Genomic DNA, 16,425 nt, shown 5'->3' with positions numbered 1-16,425 from the left:
GCAGGGAGAACTTTGTACCGCTCGCACCACCACGCCCCCCAGCAGGGAGAACTTTGTACCGCACCTAGCGCCAAACCCGGTACAAAACTCTCCCAGCACCCCCGTTCTACAGCGGTTCCGCGAAAAAGTTCGCCCAGCACACCCCACACCACAACAGAACCGCGAAAAAGTTCGCCCTGCACTCCTAAAAACGGCGTTTTTCGCCTCTTTCGCGCCTGCAGGGCGAATTTTTTCGCGCACAAGCAAGCAACAAGCCACACAGGGCGAATTATTTCGCGCACTGGGGATAGAACAGGAAGTGCTGACGAAGGTTGTATGCGCTGATATTTAAGGTCGCCGCCGGAGGGGCCTGGCCAGGCTTCGAGACGGGGCCCGGCTGCGGCGGACGTAGGCGGCGGCGGAACCGAAGGGCCTGGCTGCGGCGGCCGTAGGCGGTAGCGGGGCCTGGCCGGGCTTCGAGATCGACCACTCCGAGCCGTCAGGCTCGCGTGTGGCGATCTCGCGGGCGGGCCGCCGCCCACGGGCGCACCAAGCAACCCGACCCACGGGCACACCAAGCAGCCCGACCGCGCCGCCCACGGGCGCACCAAGCAGCCCGGCCCACGAGCGCATCAAGCAACCCGGCCCCACAGACACCACCCGCGAGCACGGAAAGCAGCCCGGCCCCACAGCAGGATCAGACGGCGCCCGGAACACCATCCCGACCCACAACCACAACCACAGACACAACAGAAAGCGGGCCGGAACCCCTCGGTTCCGGCCCGCCCTCAATGCTCAGTGATTATTGGCGCTACGCGGCAGGTGGCGCCACGCGACAGGTGATCACCAGTGCACCACAGCAGTCAGCTGTCAGTAGTGCACGACCACCGTGTCGCCCATATCGGTCCAGTCGTAGATGAACTTCGCGGCGTCGACGGGCATGTTCACGCAGCCGTGGGAGCCGCCGTAGCCGCTCCAGCCGAAGGAGGAGCGCCAGGGAGCACCGTGCATGGCGTAGGAGCCGGTGAAGTAGGTGACCCACGGGACGCCTTCGGTCTCGTACTTGGTGCCGTCGGCGTTTTCACCGCGCATGGTTTGCACGTCGTACTTGAGGTAGACGTGGAAGGTGCCGGTGACGGTCGGGGTGTCGGGCGCGCCGGGGACCATGTAGAAGGGGCCGCCGGCGACCTTGCCGCCGATGTAGGCGGTGACGGAGGCGTCAGACAGGTTGATGTCCACCCACTTTTCGCCTTCGGCGGCCTGGTAGACCAGATTTTCGGTGCCTTCGGCGACCTGCTTGGTCTCGGAGCCGGGCTCGACGTCGTCGTAGTGGAACAGGCCTTCGTAGGCCTTGCCGTCGGTCATCGCGGCGACGACGTCCTTGGTGATCTGTTCGGTGTTGTTGGTCTTGAGGCCCTTCTTGCCTTCGCGTGCGACGGTCAGGACGTTGCCTTGGGAGTCGACGTTGTCGACGCGGTTTTCGGGCTTGACGTCGGTCTTGGCGGCCAGGGCGTTGACCCAGTCGGCGACCTTGACGGTGCTGATGGAGGGCGCATCCAGGCTGCCGTCATCCTTGGTGAGGAATTCGACCCACTGGACCTTGTCGGAGCGCTCGGCGGTGAAGGTGTCGATGCCGTCGGAGATTTCGATGGGCGTGTCGAGGAGGGCGTTGGCCTTCTCGGCGGCGACCTCGGCGTTCTCGGTGGTGATGGAGGGCTCCATCTGGCGCACGCTGACGTCCTGGGTGACGGAGGTGAGGGTGGCGCCGGCCTGCTTGACGGCGGCGGCCACGTCGTCTGTGGACACGCCGTTGCCGTTTTGCGCGGGGGTGGCGGTGAAGGATTCACCGTCTTGCGCGACGACGACCGCGGCGTCCTTCATTTCCGAGGTCAGGGTGGAGTTCGCGGTGGCCGCGAGCTTCTTGATGGATTCCTCGCTGACGGTGACGACGGGGTCGACGTTGCGCTGGGAGAACAACGCACTGACGAACGCGGGGAAGGACGTGGAGCCCTTCATTGCGGCGTCGGCGGTCTCGTCGGCGTCGACCGTGATACCCGCTTCGTTGAGCGAGGCCTGCGTGGTCTTGCCTTCGACCGTGAGGGTCACGTTGGTGGCGTCGGCACGCTGGTTCACTGCGGAGACGACTTGGTCGCGGGTCATGCCCGCGACGGAGGTTCCGGCGATGGTCGTGCCGGGCAGGGCGCGTCCGGAGTAGTTGGCAGCGTAGACGACGCCGGCGCATACGACGAGGAGGACGAGGGCGCTCACAACGCCGATCGCCCATCTGGTTTTCAGGGATAGTTTCTTGAGCATCGTTTCTTATCGTATAGCCTCGTGTGCGCTTGTGGGTAAATTCCGTTGAATTTTCAGCTGAGTTATCGACCACACGGAAAGGGGCGAAATTCCGCCCTTTCATCCAACACAACAACCGACAAACGTGATTATTGCCGCGACTCCCTTCGCCACCTGCGAGAACGCAAGCCTTTATCCTGGTTGTATACGCGTTTGCCGTCGATTTTGGGAGGCTCATCATGGCTGCGCCGCGACTTCTTGTTGTGCCCGGAGGCACGTCTATCGGTGCCGTCGCTCTGGCGAACGCGTCGATTCACAAGCTTGTGGAGCTGTACGAGGAGCGCCAGGCGGACCCGGATCATCCGGCGCCGCACACGGTTGTTATCCTGCGCACACCGGGGGATGTGCCTCCGGCGACGCTGCGCGGCTCCGCGGTGACTCCCGAGGATGCGTTCCCCGCAGACCGCTACCCCGGCCTCGCCGAGGCGATGAACGCGGATCCGCATTTCTTCGACGGTATTGACCTGGTCGTTCCGACGTCGGGGTCGAGCGCGGGCACCCCACGCCTCGTCGGCCTGTCGATTGAGGCTCTCATTGCTTCGGCGAAGGCCACCGAGCTGGCTCTGGACGGCCCGGGCCGTTGGATCCTGGCGCTGCCGGCGCACCACATTGCGGGCGCGATGATTCTGCTGCGCGCGGCGGTCGCGGAGACGAATCCGCAGATCGTGGATACGTCCGAGGGCTTTGATTCCCGCGCGCTCCTGCCCGCTATTGCGGGCGCCACGCAGGACGGGATGCCCGGCTACCTGTCGCTCGTGCCCACCCAGCTCGCACAGTGCCTCGAGGCGGGCGAGGAGGTCGTGGGGCCGATGCGTTCCCTGTCGGCGATCCTCGTGGGGGGCGCGGCAACGAATCATCAGCTGCTTGCCCGCGCGACCGAGGCTGGCCTGAAGGTGCGCCTCACGTACGGCATGACGGAGACGGCGGGCGGCTGCGTGTACGACGGCAAGCCGCTGCCGGGCACGTCGGTGCGCGCGGTCGACTGGGACGGGCGCACGCGCCTGGCGATTAACGGCCCGACGCTGATGACTCGTTACCTGGATGCGGAGAGTCCTTTCTTCGACGAGGGCGGCCACCGCTGGCTGCTCACCGGGGACATGGGCATTATCCGGGCTTCCGGGACGGTGGAGGTACGTGGCCGCGCGGACGACGTGATCGTTTCGGGCGGTCTGTCGATTGCGCCGGGTCCGGTGCGCCGGGCGGTCCGCTCGTTCGAGGGCGTGTCGGATGCGTGGATCATGGCGTCGCCGGATGAGAAGTGGGGTCACGTGGTGACTGCGCTGGTGGTGCCCGAGCAGATGCCGTCGGATTCGTTGGAGATGGCGGAGCTCGGTTCGGCGGTGCGCGAGCACGCGGCCGCTCGGATTGGGCGCGCGCAGGCTCCTCGTCGGGTTGTGGCGGTCGACGCTCTGCCCTATCTGGGTTTCGATAAGGTCGATCGTGCTGCGGCGGCGCAGGCCGCAGCCGAGGCCTCGGGCACCGAACGGGCGTGGGTGCGCTAACCCGCTGCCCGGGTGAGCGTCCGCTCCAACTACACTGGTGGGCATGGCTTCCGTTTCGAATTGGATTGAAGGCGCTCGCCTGCGCACCCTCCCTGCCGCCGCCGCACCCGTGATCGTGGGGTCGGCGGCCGCGCATTACCTGGGGGGTTTCAGCGCGCTGCGCGCGTCCCTGGCGCTCCTGGTGGCGCTGGCTTTGCAGGTGGGGGTCAATTACGCGAATGATTATTCGGATGGCATTCGCGGGACGGACGACAATCGCAAGGGGCCTGCGCGTCTGACGGGCGGGGGCCTCGCAAAGCCGAAGACGGTCCTGGCGGCGGCGTTGGGTTCGTTTGCGCTGGCTGGGGTCGCCGGCCTCGCACTGGTCGCGATTTCTGGCACCTGGTGGCTGATCGCCGCGGGCGCGGCGGCGGTCGTGGCCGCGTGGTTCTACACGGGCGGCAAGCACCCATATGCGTACATGGGCATTGGGCTGTCCGAGCTCATGGTCTTCGTGTTTTTCGGCCTGCTGGCGTGCGTGGGCACGACGTGGACGCAGGTGCAGTCGGCTCCGTGGTGGCTGTGGATGAGCGCGTCGGCGGTGGGCATGCTGTCGGTGGCGCTGCTGATGGCCAATAACATTCGTGATATTCCGACGGATCGCGAGTCGGGCAAGATGACGGCGGCCGTGCGCCTGGGCGACCGGACGTCGCGCTGGGTGTTTGCAGCGTGCGCGTGGCTTCCGGTTGTGATGATCGCGGTGCTCGGCGCTGCGCTTGGCTTGCATCCGCTGGCGACGTGCGCGCTGGGCGTGGGCGCGGCCGCGTGGGCGGTCGGCGTGAGCCTGCCGGTCCTCACGGGGGCCTCGGGTCGCGAGCTCATCACGGTGCTGCGCAACACCGGTTTTTTCACGCTGTCGTGGAGTATTCTCGCGGCCATCGCCCTCGTGATTGCCTAGGTTTCTATCGACGAGGCCGGGGCTCCTCACGCTCACGGGACCTCGTCGGGCACTGAAAAACGACCACCTGTCAGGTAGGATGACCCACAGCACTACTCACCGTTTACGCGGAGGCCACGATGAGCAATGATTCCTACACGCCGGGCAAGCATGCCCCGATGGGCACGGTCGCCCTGGGTTCGGTGGTGAAGCCGTGAACTGGACAGACATCCAGCAATGGGAATCCGCGCCGCTGCAGAAGCATGCAACGGAGTGCGAGAATAAGCAGCGCCTGCTGCAGGCTGCTGGCGATGGCCTCGCAGAACGACTGGGTAGCCTCGTTGGTTCAAGCCAAACGGTCAAGGCCGCCAAGGTCGCGTTGCACAAGCGCATTATGGCTATCGAGAAAGAGGTTAACTTCCTCATCAGCTCAGCCGAGATCGCCTCAGAGGGCGCTCAGGGCATCAACGAAGTCCGCGCGAACGCTGACGACGCAAAGCAGCTGGCACAGTCCTGGAATATGACTATTGACTCGAGTGGAAACGTGTCAATAGACGCCGCGCAGGTGAAGAGGCTCAAAAAGGCCGGAAAGAATATCCTCGACGTCAAGTACATGGTCGACACCGCGCAAGAGCGGGTGAACGCGGCCCTCAAGCGGGCACGGGAGCTCGTCGATTCCCTCTCGCAGAAAATGTCTGCATTGGACGCGGGAACCTACGACAATAACGTTCACTACTCTGCTATGAACAAGGTGCGCCCCTCGCTGCCTCCTGCCGGCGCCTCAGCGCAGGAAGTTGCGTCCTGGTGGAACTCCCTTTCCGACAAGGACAAGCAGTGGATGATCGAGCAGCATCCGGACGTCATCGGCAACCTTGAGGGCGTCGACTATACGTCGCGCAATCAGGCGAACCGGATCATGCTGCCACGGCTCAAGAAGCAAGCAAAGGAAGAGCTGGACGCGTACATTGCGGAGCACCGCTTTAGTAATGACCCCCATGTTGCTCTGGAATTGAAACGCCTTACGGGCCGCGTCAAGGCTCTAGATGAAATTGACGAGACTCTCAAAATGGAATCCGACGGTGTTCCTCGCTACCTGATGCAGCTTGACCCGAGCGGACCAAATATCCTCGCGGCCGTCTCGCAGAATAATCCGGACGAAGCCGATCACATCGGCGTCATCGTTCCCGGCATGACGACAAGCGTCGCAGGCAACGGCAAGGATGGTTCCATCCTCGATTACGACGTTCACGCCACAGTCATGCGCGAATCTGCAGAAGAAGCAGCAGGCCGCGGACAAAAGGTCGCGATGGTCGAGTTCTTCGGATACGACGCACCGCAAGGCGCTGACGTAATCTCGACGAGTAAGGCACATAAGGGCGCAGATCGCCTTGCAGGATTCCTGAACGGCATTGACGCGGCGCGCGAGCACGGCAAGGGTGACGCGCATATCACCGTTGCTTCCCATTCCTACGGCTCGACCACAGCCGGCATCGCCGCAACCCAGGTGGGAGATGGCGTCATCGACGATCTTGTCCAGTTCGGATCGCCCGGATCAGGCGTCCAGGACGTGGGCGAATTCCACGTCCCTGAGGGACACCTCTATGTGAGCGCTGCTCCCTACTTTCACGATATGGTCCAGGGCGTCGGCCCGGATGACTGGTTCGGGAAGAACCCCGACACGATGGATGGCTACAAGCACCTCTCAGGGGACGTCGGTCCCGCTCCGAGCTCCTATCGACCGTGGGATCAACACAGCGGCTACTTCCAGAAGGACACCCAGGCTAACCGGGAGATCGGCAGCGTCATCGGAGGCAACCCTCCCTCATGAGAAAGTTCTTCACCGCCCTTCTCACACTTTTTTCAGTTATCGCTTGCGCCGCATGCGCACCGTTCTTTGGAGGATCCATGACCCCGAGCGCCCCCCCGGTGAAATCCGTCGAGGCTTTCCAACGTGACCTCGAGCCCACCATCATCACGGCACGTAATGAGCTCGTCACCGCCGAGAACTTCCTGGCATACAAGAACAACTACTCCATTGCTGCCTACATGGAGGACGGAAAGACCTTATATTCCTTCCATTCACGCATGTTCTTCTTCACCGAGCTGGACACCGACCTGATCCGCGACACCTACAACAAGCACCTCCTGCCCCTCGGATTCGAGCTATCCGAAAAACGCTGGACATCCAACGGCGTCGAACTCGTAAATTTCCTGTGGATTAACGAGGAGTACCACGCCGTCGTGTCGTCGACGACGCGGCTCGGAGAAGAAAGCGCTACACGTTACTACACGATGGGCAATCCAACGGACGGGTCCACTTCCGACCCCACGCAGATGATCGACCAGCCCGGGCGCATCCCCGACTGGTTCGACCCCAACCTCCCACCCGCATGACACGGATGACGAAACCTACTCCACCGGTGCGAGGAGCGCGACCACTCGCGCTCCTCGCGTGCACCCTCCTGGCGCTGTGCACCACCGCGTGCGCACCGTTTTTCGGAGGATCCATGAACCCGTTTAGTCCCCAGGTCAAATCCATCGAGGCCTTCCAGCGCGACATCGAGCCCACCATCATCGCCGCGCGCAACGAGCTCCTCACCGCCGAGAACTTCATGGCATACAAGAACAACTACACCATCTACAGGACCCGGGACGACGGAAAGCCCGTATATTCTCTCCACTCGCGCATGTTCTTCTTCACCGAGCTGGACACGGACCACATCCGCGAAACCTACAGCGAACGTCTCATCCCCCTCGGATTCAAACTATCCGAAAAGCGCTGGACCTCCGACGGAGTCGAGATCGTCGACTACCTGTGGATTAACGAGGAATACCACGCCGTCGTATCAGCGACAACGCGACTGGGCGAGCAAACCTCCACATACTACTACACACAGGGAAACCCCTCGGATGGTTCAACCTCCGATCCCCAGCAGCTCATCGACCAACCCGGACGCATCCCCGACTGGTTCGACCCCAACCTCCCACCGGCAGGACAAGGATGACGCAACAAGCAACCGCACGCCGAGGAGCGCGACCACTCGCGCTCCTCGCGTGCACCCTCCTGGCGCTGTGCACCACCGCATGCGCACCGTTTCTTGGAGGATCCATGACCCCGAGCGCTCCCCCGGTGAAATCCGTCGAGGCATTCCAGCGCGACATCGAGCCCGCCATCATCACGGCACGTAATGAGCTCGTCACCGCCGAGAACTTCATGGCGTACAAGAACAACTACTCCATCGCTCGCTACATGGAGGACGGAAAGACCTTATATTCCTTCCATTCACGCATGTTCTTCTTCACCGAGCTGGACACCGACCTCATCCGCGATACTTACAACAAGCACTTACTGCCCCTCGGATTCGAGCTCTCCGAAGATCGCTGGACCTCCGGCGGAGTTGAGATCGTTGACTACCTGTGGACCCACGAGGAGTACCACGCCGTGGTCTCGGCGACGACGCGACTGGGCGAGCAAACCTCCACCTACTACTACACGGTAGGCAACCCCTCAGATGGATCCAACGGTGATCCCACACAACTGATCGACCAGCCCGGGCGCATCCCCGACTGGTTCGACCCCAACCTCCCACCCGCAGGACAGGGATGACACAACAAGCAACCGCACGCCGAGGAGCGCGACCACTCGCGCTCCTCGCGCGCATGCACCGCGAGTGAGAAAGTAGCTCAGCGCCCGCGACGGTACAGGTATTCGTGCAGCCAGTCGCCCGCGATGCCGGTCGCTGCGGCGACGATGCAGACGAGGGCGACGGCCCGGAAAGCGCCCGACGCGAGCCACGGCGTAAACACGCCGATGCCGATCGCGGCGCTGCCCTGCATGGCGAGGTCGTTCATGGCCACGGCGCGCCCGTTCTGTCCGGGAGCGACGGTCGCAAAAACGGTGTCGTAGATGGGTGTAAACAGGGCGCCGAAGCCGGCGTAGATGAAGCACATGGCGACGGTGATGACCCACGGGCCCATGCTCATGCACAGCGCAATAAGGACGGTACCCGTGAGGATGAGGCTGACGCACGCGCGCACGGTACGACCGCGTCCGATGCGGGACATGACTGCGCCCGACGTCATGGCGGTGGCGAGGGCGACGCAGTAGGCGGGCAGGAGGCGCACGGAGACCTGCGCGGGCGTGAGCCCGTAGTTGGCGGCGCCGATGCCGTTCATGAGGGGCGCGACCGTGAAGTTCATGCAGTAGACGATCAGGATGAGGCTGATCGAGCGCGCCCACGGCACGTTCGTGAAGAAGGAACGCGTGATGAAGGGGGCTCGCGCACGCCCGATGTAGCGCCAGAAGAGGACGCCGCCGAGGATGAGGCCCGCGATGAGCCACCAGTGCGGGTTCGCGGCGACCAGGGTGAGCAGCAGGGCCAGGGAGGAGAAGATCGCGAGGCCGACGATATCGACGCGTCCGGCGTGCGCACGCGCGGGCACGCGACGCCCCATGATCGGCAGGCAGGCAAGGCCACCCAGGGGAATGAGGAGGAGCAGAGCCCAGTTGATGTCGGCGAGGATACCGCCGGCCAGCATGCCGATCGCGGTGCCGCCCTGGAAGGCCGCGCACATGAGGCCGACGTAGAGGCCTCGTTTCTTCGGGTCTCGGATGGCGGTCGCCAGGATCATGTACGCGGAGGCGGCGGCCTGGTATCCGAGGGTTTGGAGCGCGCGGGCGACGATGACGCCGACCAGCGACGAGGAGAAGACGAAGCCGAGCAGGGACCCCGCGACAATGAGGCCGACACCCACATCGACGATGCGGCGCAGCGGGATGAAGTCGCCGAGGGTTCCGTACAGGAAGCAGGCGACGCCGAGGACGATGCCGGGAATCGCGGTGATCAGGCCGGAGGCGTCCCCCGCGCCGATGTCTTGGGCGACGCGCAGGTAGACCAGGTTAAACCCCTGAAGGGAGACGGTCCCGAGCGCGTAGATGCCAAGAAGCGGCAGGAGCACGCGCGCCGGGCCGTGCGCATATTCACCGTCGGTCGCGATCGTGCGCACGTTGACCGTGGGGGCCGAGGCCGTTCCTCGGATCACCTGTGACGGTACGGTGGCGACGCGGCAGGTGGGACCTGCCGCTCGCGAGGAGATGAAGAAGCGGAGCGTGCGCACGGCGATTAGTTCACCACAAATCAACCGTTTAGCAGTATTGCAGGAAACTAGTGCGCGAATGAAGCTGCACTTAACACTTCGTTTGGGCTAAGCCGCGCCACCAACTCCACCGAGGAGGCGCCAAAATACGCGACGACGCCTCTGTGACGTGGCACAATAGAGCATCCCATCGCAAAGGAGCGCTCATGGCACGCGTCATTGTCGTCGGTTCCATCAACCAGGATGTCACGGTCACGGTCGACCGTTTCCCCTCCCCCGGCGAAACACTCTCTGGCACCTCGCTCAGCTACAGCCTCGGCGGCAAAGGCGCAAACCAGGCGGCCGCCGCCGCACACTCGGGAGCCACCGTCGTCTTCGTCGGCGCGCTCGGCTCAGACCCCTCGGGCCAGCGCCTGCGCTGCGACCTGGCATCCCACGGCGTGGACGTCACGCACCTGCGCGAGGCCGACGGCCCCTCGGGAACCGCACTCATCACGGTGGCCGCATCGGGAGAAAACACGATCATCCTGGACGCAGGCGCGAACGCGACCGTGAGCGTTGAGCCAGCCAAGGCCTCGTTGTTCCCCGCACCCTCCGACATCGTCGTCCTCCAGGCGGAGATCCCCGAGCGCGCCAATGCCGAGGCCCTCGCGTGGGCGCATTCCTTCGGCGCGCGCGTCCTGCTCAACCTCGCTCCCGCACGCCCGACGGACCCCGCGCTCATGGCGCGCACGGACATCCTCGTTGTCAACGAGACGGAGGCCGGCCTCACGCTCGGTATGCCCGCCCCTGCTGGCCCCATGGAGGCGATCGGCGTCGCGCGGGCGCTACGAGGCCTCGGCCCCAAGCACGTCATGGTCACCCTGGGCGCGGATGGGGCTGCGTGGGCGTCGGGCAGCGAGGCCGGGCACTGCCCCGCCCTCACCCTCGGCGAGGCCGTGGACACCACGGGGGCCGGGGACGCGTGCGTGGGCGCGCTGGCGGCCGCGATGGCCCTCGGCAAGCCCTTCGACGAGGCCGTGGCCGACGGCATCCGGGCCGGCTCGACCGCGGTCCTCGCGCCCGGCGCCGCCCCCTCGTACGCAGCGCTCCCCCGCGTAACACGCGTCTAAACGCCACACGGAACACCCCCGATTGCTCCGGGAGTGAACGCGCCAGCGTGAGGCGCCCCACGCCCCTATGCTAGGGGCATGGTCAGAATCGCCCTCGTCGTCGCAATGCTCGCAGTCACCATCTACGCTGCCGCCGACTGGCACCGCACGCCCGAAGACGAGATGCCCGGCAAAATCGCCAAGCCGATATGGCTCATGATCATCCTGTTCACCGCGACGGTCGCCGCCATCGGCCCCATCGCGTGGCTCGTCCTGCGTTGGGTATCCCGCGCAGAAAAGAAGCAGACGCGCACGCCCGAGGCCCCCAAGCGCCCCTCTGCCCCCGACGACGACCCCGAGTTCCTCTTCCGCCTCGAGCGCGACATCCAGCGTAAGCGCCGCGAGGAAGAACGCCGCGAGCGCGAGCGCCGCAAGCGCTCCGACGGCGACGCACCCGACCCCACCGAGGCCTCGGGCGACGAGGCCCACTAAGGGGCACCGTTACCGTCCACCTCAGGCGCTGCTTGTCGCGCGCCTCAGACACGCCCTACCGCAGCGCGACCCGACACCCCGGCCGCTACGGTCAGCCCGGACGCTACGGTCAGCGGCGCAGATCCGCCTGCGAATCCCCCGGCGTCATATCCTTGGCAATCGCGACGAGGTCCGCCGCAGGCTCCGCGTATGACGTCCCCACGAGCGTCGCACCCGAAAAAATGAACGACGTGATCGACGCGAGCGCGCAGTGGCGCGACTTCGGAGAATGAGGCAACGGCTGGCCATTCACGAAACGCGTCAGCGTCACGATCGGATTCTGATGCGACACCACCAACGCCTCATGCCTCCGCGCCGCACGCAAAGCCGACGACAGGGCCGCACTCATACGCGACGCAACATCCCGATACGGCTCACCCCACGAGGGACGCAGCGGATTGCAGTAGTACTTGTAGTACTTCGGATTCGCCAGCATCGCCCGATTCGAATTCACCGGCATACCCTCAAACACGTTATCGGACTCAATGAGACGCGGATCCGACTCAATCGTCAGACCATACGCCGCCGCCGTCGGCGCCGCCGTCAACTGCGCGCGCAGCAGCGGCGAAGAAATCACGCGCGTAATATCCGCACCCGAATCCACCAGGTACTCCGCGGCGCGAGCAGCCATCGCATGGCCCAGCTCCGTCAGCCCAAAACCAGGCAGACGCCCGTACAAAACACCGTTCGGATTGTCCACCTCACCGTGGCGCATAACATGAATAATGGTGCGTTCCATAACACCCAAGTATAGGGGCCCGGATACACGAGAGGCCCGACCAAAAGGCCGGGCCTCCGCTCGCTCACTTCTTGTTGCGACGCTGGTGACGCGTCTTGCGCAGGAGCTTGCGGTGCTTCTTCTTCGCCATGCGCTTGCGGCGCTTCTTGATGACGGAGCCCATGGGGTTCCTCCCTCGTAGTGTGTGCGGCAGAGGTACTACCGCTGATGGATGATGGGTGCCCGAGACGGGCACATCGTGCCTATACTACCCGCCAATGACGCGAGCCTGGTCACCAGAGTGATCCGCCATACCAGCCTGGATCATCTGGGCGACCGCGGCCTCCGGGACTCGGAAGCTCTTTCCGACGCGAATCGCGGGCATTTCGCCACTGTGAATCAAGCGGTACACAGTCATTTTAGAGACGCGCATGATGTCCGCCACTTCCGTGACAGTCATAAAACGCGGCGCCGACTGCTGTTCCATTTACTGACTCCCAGTATGCTCGCGAGGCGCGCTAAACCCGATTCGTTCACCGCTTACGTAGCCTCACGAAATATACTACTGCCCAACCACATGGAAACTGCAACTTTGTCCAGTTTTGTTGCAGAGTCGTTAAGGAGCAGCGATGGCACCGGCACGTAAGGGTCGACAACAGCGAGCGAAGACACCTCGCTTACGTCCCCAACCCGGCGCCACCCGATCCCTCATGCACGGGCGAGCCCCGGCCTCGTCCCCCGCACTCTCAGAGGAAACCCTCAGCCCACAGCCCTCCCCCATCGTCCGTCAAATCCCCGGAGGACCCAGCGGCCCCCACCCCCAGGTCCCCACCTCCCGCATGCAGCGAGTGCGCGCCTGGCTCTCACGCCAAGCACGCTACTCGCCCGCACGCCTCGCACTGGGCACCTTCGCACTCATCATCGGCGTCATCACCGCGCTCCTGATGCTCCCCATCTCCTCCTCGTCGGACACGTCCGCGCCCTTCGTCGACGTACTCTTCACCGCCGTATCCGCCGTGTGCGTCACCGGCCTGACCACCGTCGACACCGCGACCTACTGGTCCCCCTTCGGCCAAGCCGTCATCGCCGCCGGCATCGTCGTCGGCGGCCTGGGCGTCATGACCCTCGCATCAATCCTCGGATTCGCGGTGTCACGCCACCTCGGCCTCACCCAGCGCATGCTCGCCACCCAGGAAACGGGAACCGGCGCCATGGGCCAGATCTCGACGCTCCTCAAAGCCGTCATCGCCACATCACTGAGCATGCAGGCACTCCTCGCCGCCATGTTCCTCCCCCGCTTCCTCGCCATGGGATTCGACCCCGTGCGTGCCATCTGGGATGCCGTCTTCATGGCGATCTCCGTGTTCAACAACGCCGGCTTCGTCATCCTCCCCGACGGCCTCGCGCCCCACGTCACCGACTGGTGGATGCTCATCCCCATCATCCTGGGCACAACCGTGGGCGCCATCGGCTTCCCCGTCATCATGGACGTCGCCAAAAACCTGCGCACTCCGCGCCGCTGGCGCCTCCACACCAAGCTGACACTGTCGACCTACCTGATTCTGGCATTCGTCGGCGCCCTCGCAATGGCTCTCACCGAGTGGCACAACCCGACGACGCTCGGCGCAATCGATACGCCGTCGAAGATCCTCAACGCCATGCTCGCCGGCGTGAACTCCCGTTCTTCCGGCTTATCTGCGCTCGATGTGGGCGCCATGCACTCGCAAACCCACTTCGTCCAGGACATCCTCATGATGATCGGCGGCGGCTCCGCATCCACCGCGGGCGGCGTCAAGGTCACGACCTTCGCTGTCCTCGTGCTCGCCGTCATCGCCGAAGCCCGAGGCGACCGCGACATCGAAACCTTCGGCCGGCGCATCCCGACCTCCACGATCCGCCTGTCGGTCGCCGTGTCCCTGCTGGGCCTGGCGCTCGTCGCAATCTCCGTCGTGCTCCTGATGTCGATGACGGACTACACGCTCGACATCATCCTCTTCGAGACCGTGTCAGCATTCGCGACCGTCGGCCTGTCCACCGGCATCACCCCAATCCTGCCCGTGGGCGCCAAATACGTGCTGATTTTCCTCATGTTCGCGGGCCGCACCGGCTCCATGACCGTGGCCGCGGCCCTGGCCCTGCGCCAGCGCTCCCGCGTCATCCGCATGCCGGAAGAGCAGCCCATCATCGGCTAATTGCTGGCGGTTGGCGCCGTCGCGGCGCAAGAGCGGGTGGCCAGCGCCGTCGCGGCGCGCGGGCGGGTGGTGTTCTCACGTGAGGGCCAGTGGCGCCGCTTCACTGGATGACGCCAGCACGCAATAACGTTCGAGCAACCCGCCACTTCGGCATCCCCGCGCGAAAAAGTTCGCCCAGCGCGCCCCTCCAACCGTTCCCGCGCGAAAAAACTCGCCCGGCACGCCCCTCCAACCGTTCCCGCACGAAAAAGTTCGCCCAGCAACAGCCTCACCTTGGCCAAACCGCGAAAAAACTCGCCCAGCGCGCCCAAAAACACCAAAATCTAGCCATTTTTCCCGAGCATGGCGAACTTTTTCGCGTTTCCAACGCCGCACCACCGAGCAGGGAGAATTTTCTCCCGCAACTACACCACTCAATACCCATCACAGGGACACCACCACCCATCCACCACCCCAACCGGTACAAAACTCTCCCCACAACACCCGCCACAAGGCGCAACCGGTACAAAACTCTCCCAACAACACCCACAATCAACGAAAACTGGCCATTTCTCGCCAGCAAGGAGAATTATTTCCCGTTCCCAACACCGCACCACCGAGCAGGGAGAATTTTCTCCCGCAACTACACCACTCAATACCCATCACAGGGACACCACCACCCCAACCGGCACAAAACCCACCCAGCAACGCCGCCGACAACGTGCTCAGCCCGGGGCACGAGTCAGCACGCGGGACAAAACTCTCCCGGCACGCCCCTCCAACCGTTCCCGCGCAAAAAAACTCGCCCAGCAACAGCCCAATCTTGGCCAAACCGCGAAAAAACTCTCCCAGCGCGCCCAAAAACACCAAAATCTAGCCATTTTTCCCGAGCAGGGCGAACTTTTTCGCGTTTCCCGAACCAATTCACCCCGCAGGGCGAACTTTTTCGCGTTTCCAACACCGCACCACCGAGCAGGGAGAATTTTCTCCCGCAACAACACCACCCAACACCCATCACAGGGACACCACCACCCCAACCGGTACAAAACTCTCCCAGCAACAGCCTCACCTTGGCCAAACCGCGAAAAAACTCGCCCAACGCGCCCCCGACAACGCCTCAGCCCGGGGCACGAGTCAGCACGCGCGAAAGAGTTCGCCCAGCACCCCCTCCAACCGTTCCCGCGCGAAAAAACTCGCCCAGCAACAGCCTCACCTTGGCCAAACCGCGAAAAAACTCTCCCAACGCGCCCAAAAACACCAAAATCTAGCCAATTTTCCCGAGCAGGGCGAACTTTTTCGCGTTTCCCAAACCAATTCACCCCGCAGGGCGAACTTTTTCGCGCAGATTCAACACTCAACGTGTAATTCAGGCACACCCCTGGCCAGGCACACACAGCAGAGCACGCATACCTTGGTAATAGAACGGAAACCACTTGTCGTCCACAGGCTGTCTTTCCCACTCGTAGTTATCCACAGGCTCACGCGGAAGGCTTGAATCGTACCCACCATCGGCACACAGTGGAACTCATACGTCGACAAAGAGGCCAACTAGCCCGTAACGAAGGAGTTGCGATGTTGCGTGACCACGTGGAGTCCATCCGTTCTTCCCTAGTCGTTGCTGACTCGCACACGTCTAAGGACTGCATCCATAGGCGCGTGCAGAAAGGAGAACTCATTCGTCTTCTCACCGGCATTTGCATTCCTTCAGCACGGTTGATCGGACTGAACTCACGTGAGCGCGAAACAGCGGTTTTCATTGCTCGCATGTGTGCACTGAGTCTGCGATATCCCGATTACGTCATCAGCGGCGGCGTCGCCGCGTACTTGCTTGGCCTTCCCTGCGAGGCTCGCATCGGGCAACTCACGCTGTATGCGCCGTCGCGAAAGTGCCCCACCCTTGTGCATTTCCCGGAAGTCGTCATTGATGACAGCATCCGTATCCCCTCCGTATGTGTTCGTACGTGCCGCCCGGGCCGTCCAGTGTCTTCCATCGAATATGCGGGTTTCCGTATCGCGACACCGGCGCGAGTTGTTGTTGACTGCGCTCGCCTACTCAACGAAAAGCACG

General features: G+C 63.7%; 15 protein-coding genes. 10 read left to right on the top strand and 5 right to left on the bottom strand.

The window, feature by feature from the left end:
• The coding region (locus tag HMPREF1478_RS10845) for a hypothetical protein (protein ID WP_232207423.1) at positions 1–331 on the top strand (331 nt) is incomplete at its 5' end.
• A gap of 518 nt (positions 332–849) precedes the next feature.
• Here the strand turns inward: HMPREF1478_RS10845 and HMPREF1478_RS05015 are convergent.
• Entirely contained in the window at positions 850–2,292 is a 1,443-nt protein-coding gene (locus HMPREF1478_RS05015) for a L,D-transpeptidase family protein (protein WP_016461000.1), read from the bottom strand.
• A gap of 218 nt (positions 2,293–2,510) precedes the next feature.
• On the opposite strand from HMPREF1478_RS05015, the gene HMPREF1478_RS05010 reads away from it, so the two are divergent.
• The 6 genes from HMPREF1478_RS05010 (at position 2,511) to HMPREF1478_RS04985 (ending at position 8,356) form a co-directional block, all read left to right on the top strand.
• Complete coding sequence (locus tag HMPREF1478_RS05010; RefSeq protein ID WP_016460999.1) at positions 2,511–3,833, top strand: AMP-binding protein; 1,323 nt, start codon at positions 2,511–2,513, stop codon at positions 3,831–3,833.
• Positions 3,834–3,876: 43 nt separating this feature from the next.
• A complete protein-coding gene (locus HMPREF1478_RS05005; RefSeq protein WP_016460998.1) occupies positions 3,877–4,770 on the top strand; it encodes a 1,4-dihydroxy-2-naphthoate polyprenyltransferase in 894 nt (297 codons plus the stop codon).
• 193 nt (positions 4,771–4,963) lie between these two features.
• Positions 4,964–6,577, top strand: a complete 1,614-nt coding sequence (locus tag HMPREF1478_RS05000; RefSeq protein WP_016460997.1) for an alpha/beta hydrolase — start codon at positions 4,964–4,966, stop codon at positions 6,575–6,577.
• 77 nt (positions 6,578–6,654) lie between these two features.
• Positions 6,655–7,143 carry a DUF4853 domain-containing protein gene (locus tag HMPREF1478_RS04995; RefSeq protein WP_016460996.1) on the top strand — a complete coding sequence of 163 codons (489 nt, stop codon included), beginning with the start codon at positions 6,655–6,657 and terminating at the stop codon, positions 7,141–7,143.
• Positions 7,144–7,256: 113 nt separating this feature from the next.
• Entirely contained in the window at positions 7,257–7,754 is a 498-nt protein-coding gene (locus tag HMPREF1478_RS04990) for a DUF4853 domain-containing protein (protein ID WP_016460995.1), read from the top strand.
• Positions 7,755–7,858: 104 nt separating this feature from the next.
• Positions 7,859–8,356, top strand: coding sequence for a DUF4853 domain-containing protein (locus HMPREF1478_RS04985; RefSeq protein WP_016460994.1), 498 nt, complete (start codon positions 7,859–7,861; stop codon positions 8,354–8,356).
• Between the two features lie 77 nt (positions 8,357–8,433).
• Here HMPREF1478_RS04985 and HMPREF1478_RS04980 read toward each other — a convergent pair whose 3' ends face one another.
• The gene (locus tag HMPREF1478_RS04980) at positions 8,434–9,867 is read right to left on the bottom strand and encodes an MFS transporter (protein ID WP_016460993.1); all 1,434 of its coding nucleotides are present in this window, start codon (positions 9,865–9,867) and stop codon (positions 8,434–8,436) included.
• Positions 9,868–10,052: 185 nt separating this feature from the next.
• Between HMPREF1478_RS04980 and HMPREF1478_RS04975 the strand changes: the two genes are divergently transcribed.
• The gene (locus HMPREF1478_RS04975) at positions 10,053–10,958 is read left to right on the top strand and encodes a ribokinase (RefSeq protein ID WP_016460992.1); all 906 of its coding nucleotides are present in this window, start codon (positions 10,053–10,055) and stop codon (positions 10,956–10,958) included.
• 78 nt (positions 10,959–11,036) lie between these two features.
• Positions 11,037–11,429, top strand: coding sequence for a hypothetical protein (locus tag HMPREF1478_RS04970; protein WP_016460991.1), 393 nt, complete (start codon positions 11,037–11,039; stop codon positions 11,427–11,429).
• 109 nt (positions 11,430–11,538) lie between these two features.
• Here HMPREF1478_RS04970 and HMPREF1478_RS04965 read toward each other — a convergent pair whose 3' ends face one another.
• The 3 genes from HMPREF1478_RS04965 to HMPREF1478_RS04960 form a co-directional block, all read right to left on the bottom strand.
• Complete coding sequence (locus tag HMPREF1478_RS04965; RefSeq protein WP_016460990.1) at positions 11,539–12,207, bottom strand: histidine phosphatase family protein; 669 nt, start codon at positions 12,205–12,207, stop codon at positions 11,539–11,541.
• Positions 12,208–12,271: 64 nt separating this feature from the next.
• Positions 12,272–12,370, bottom strand: a complete 99-nt coding sequence (locus HMPREF1478_RS10370) for a 30S ribosomal protein bS22 (protein ID WP_003792170.1) — start codon at positions 12,368–12,370, stop codon at positions 12,272–12,274.
• Positions 12,371–12,454: 84 nt separating this feature from the next.
• Positions 12,455–12,673 carry a helix-turn-helix domain-containing protein gene (locus HMPREF1478_RS04960; protein WP_003792089.1) on the bottom strand — a complete coding sequence of 73 codons (219 nt, stop codon included), beginning with the start codon at positions 12,671–12,673 and terminating at the stop codon, positions 12,455–12,457.
• Positions 12,674–12,815: 142 nt separating this feature from the next.
• Here HMPREF1478_RS04960 and HMPREF1478_RS04955 point away from each other — a divergent pair, with 142 nt between their 5' ends.
• Complete coding sequence (locus tag HMPREF1478_RS04955) at positions 12,816–14,378, top strand: TrkH family potassium uptake protein (protein WP_016460989.1); 1,563 nt, start codon at positions 12,816–12,818, stop codon at positions 14,376–14,378.
• Positions 14,379–16,425 lie beyond the last annotated feature (2,047 nt).

The organism is Actinomyces sp. HPA0247, from assembly GCA_000411415.1.
GTDB lineage: Bacteria > Actinomycetota > Actinomycetes > Actinomycetales > Actinomycetaceae > Pauljensenia.
Note: the sequence above shows the minus strand (reverse complement) of the source record. Positions and strands in the feature narration are given on the sequence as shown.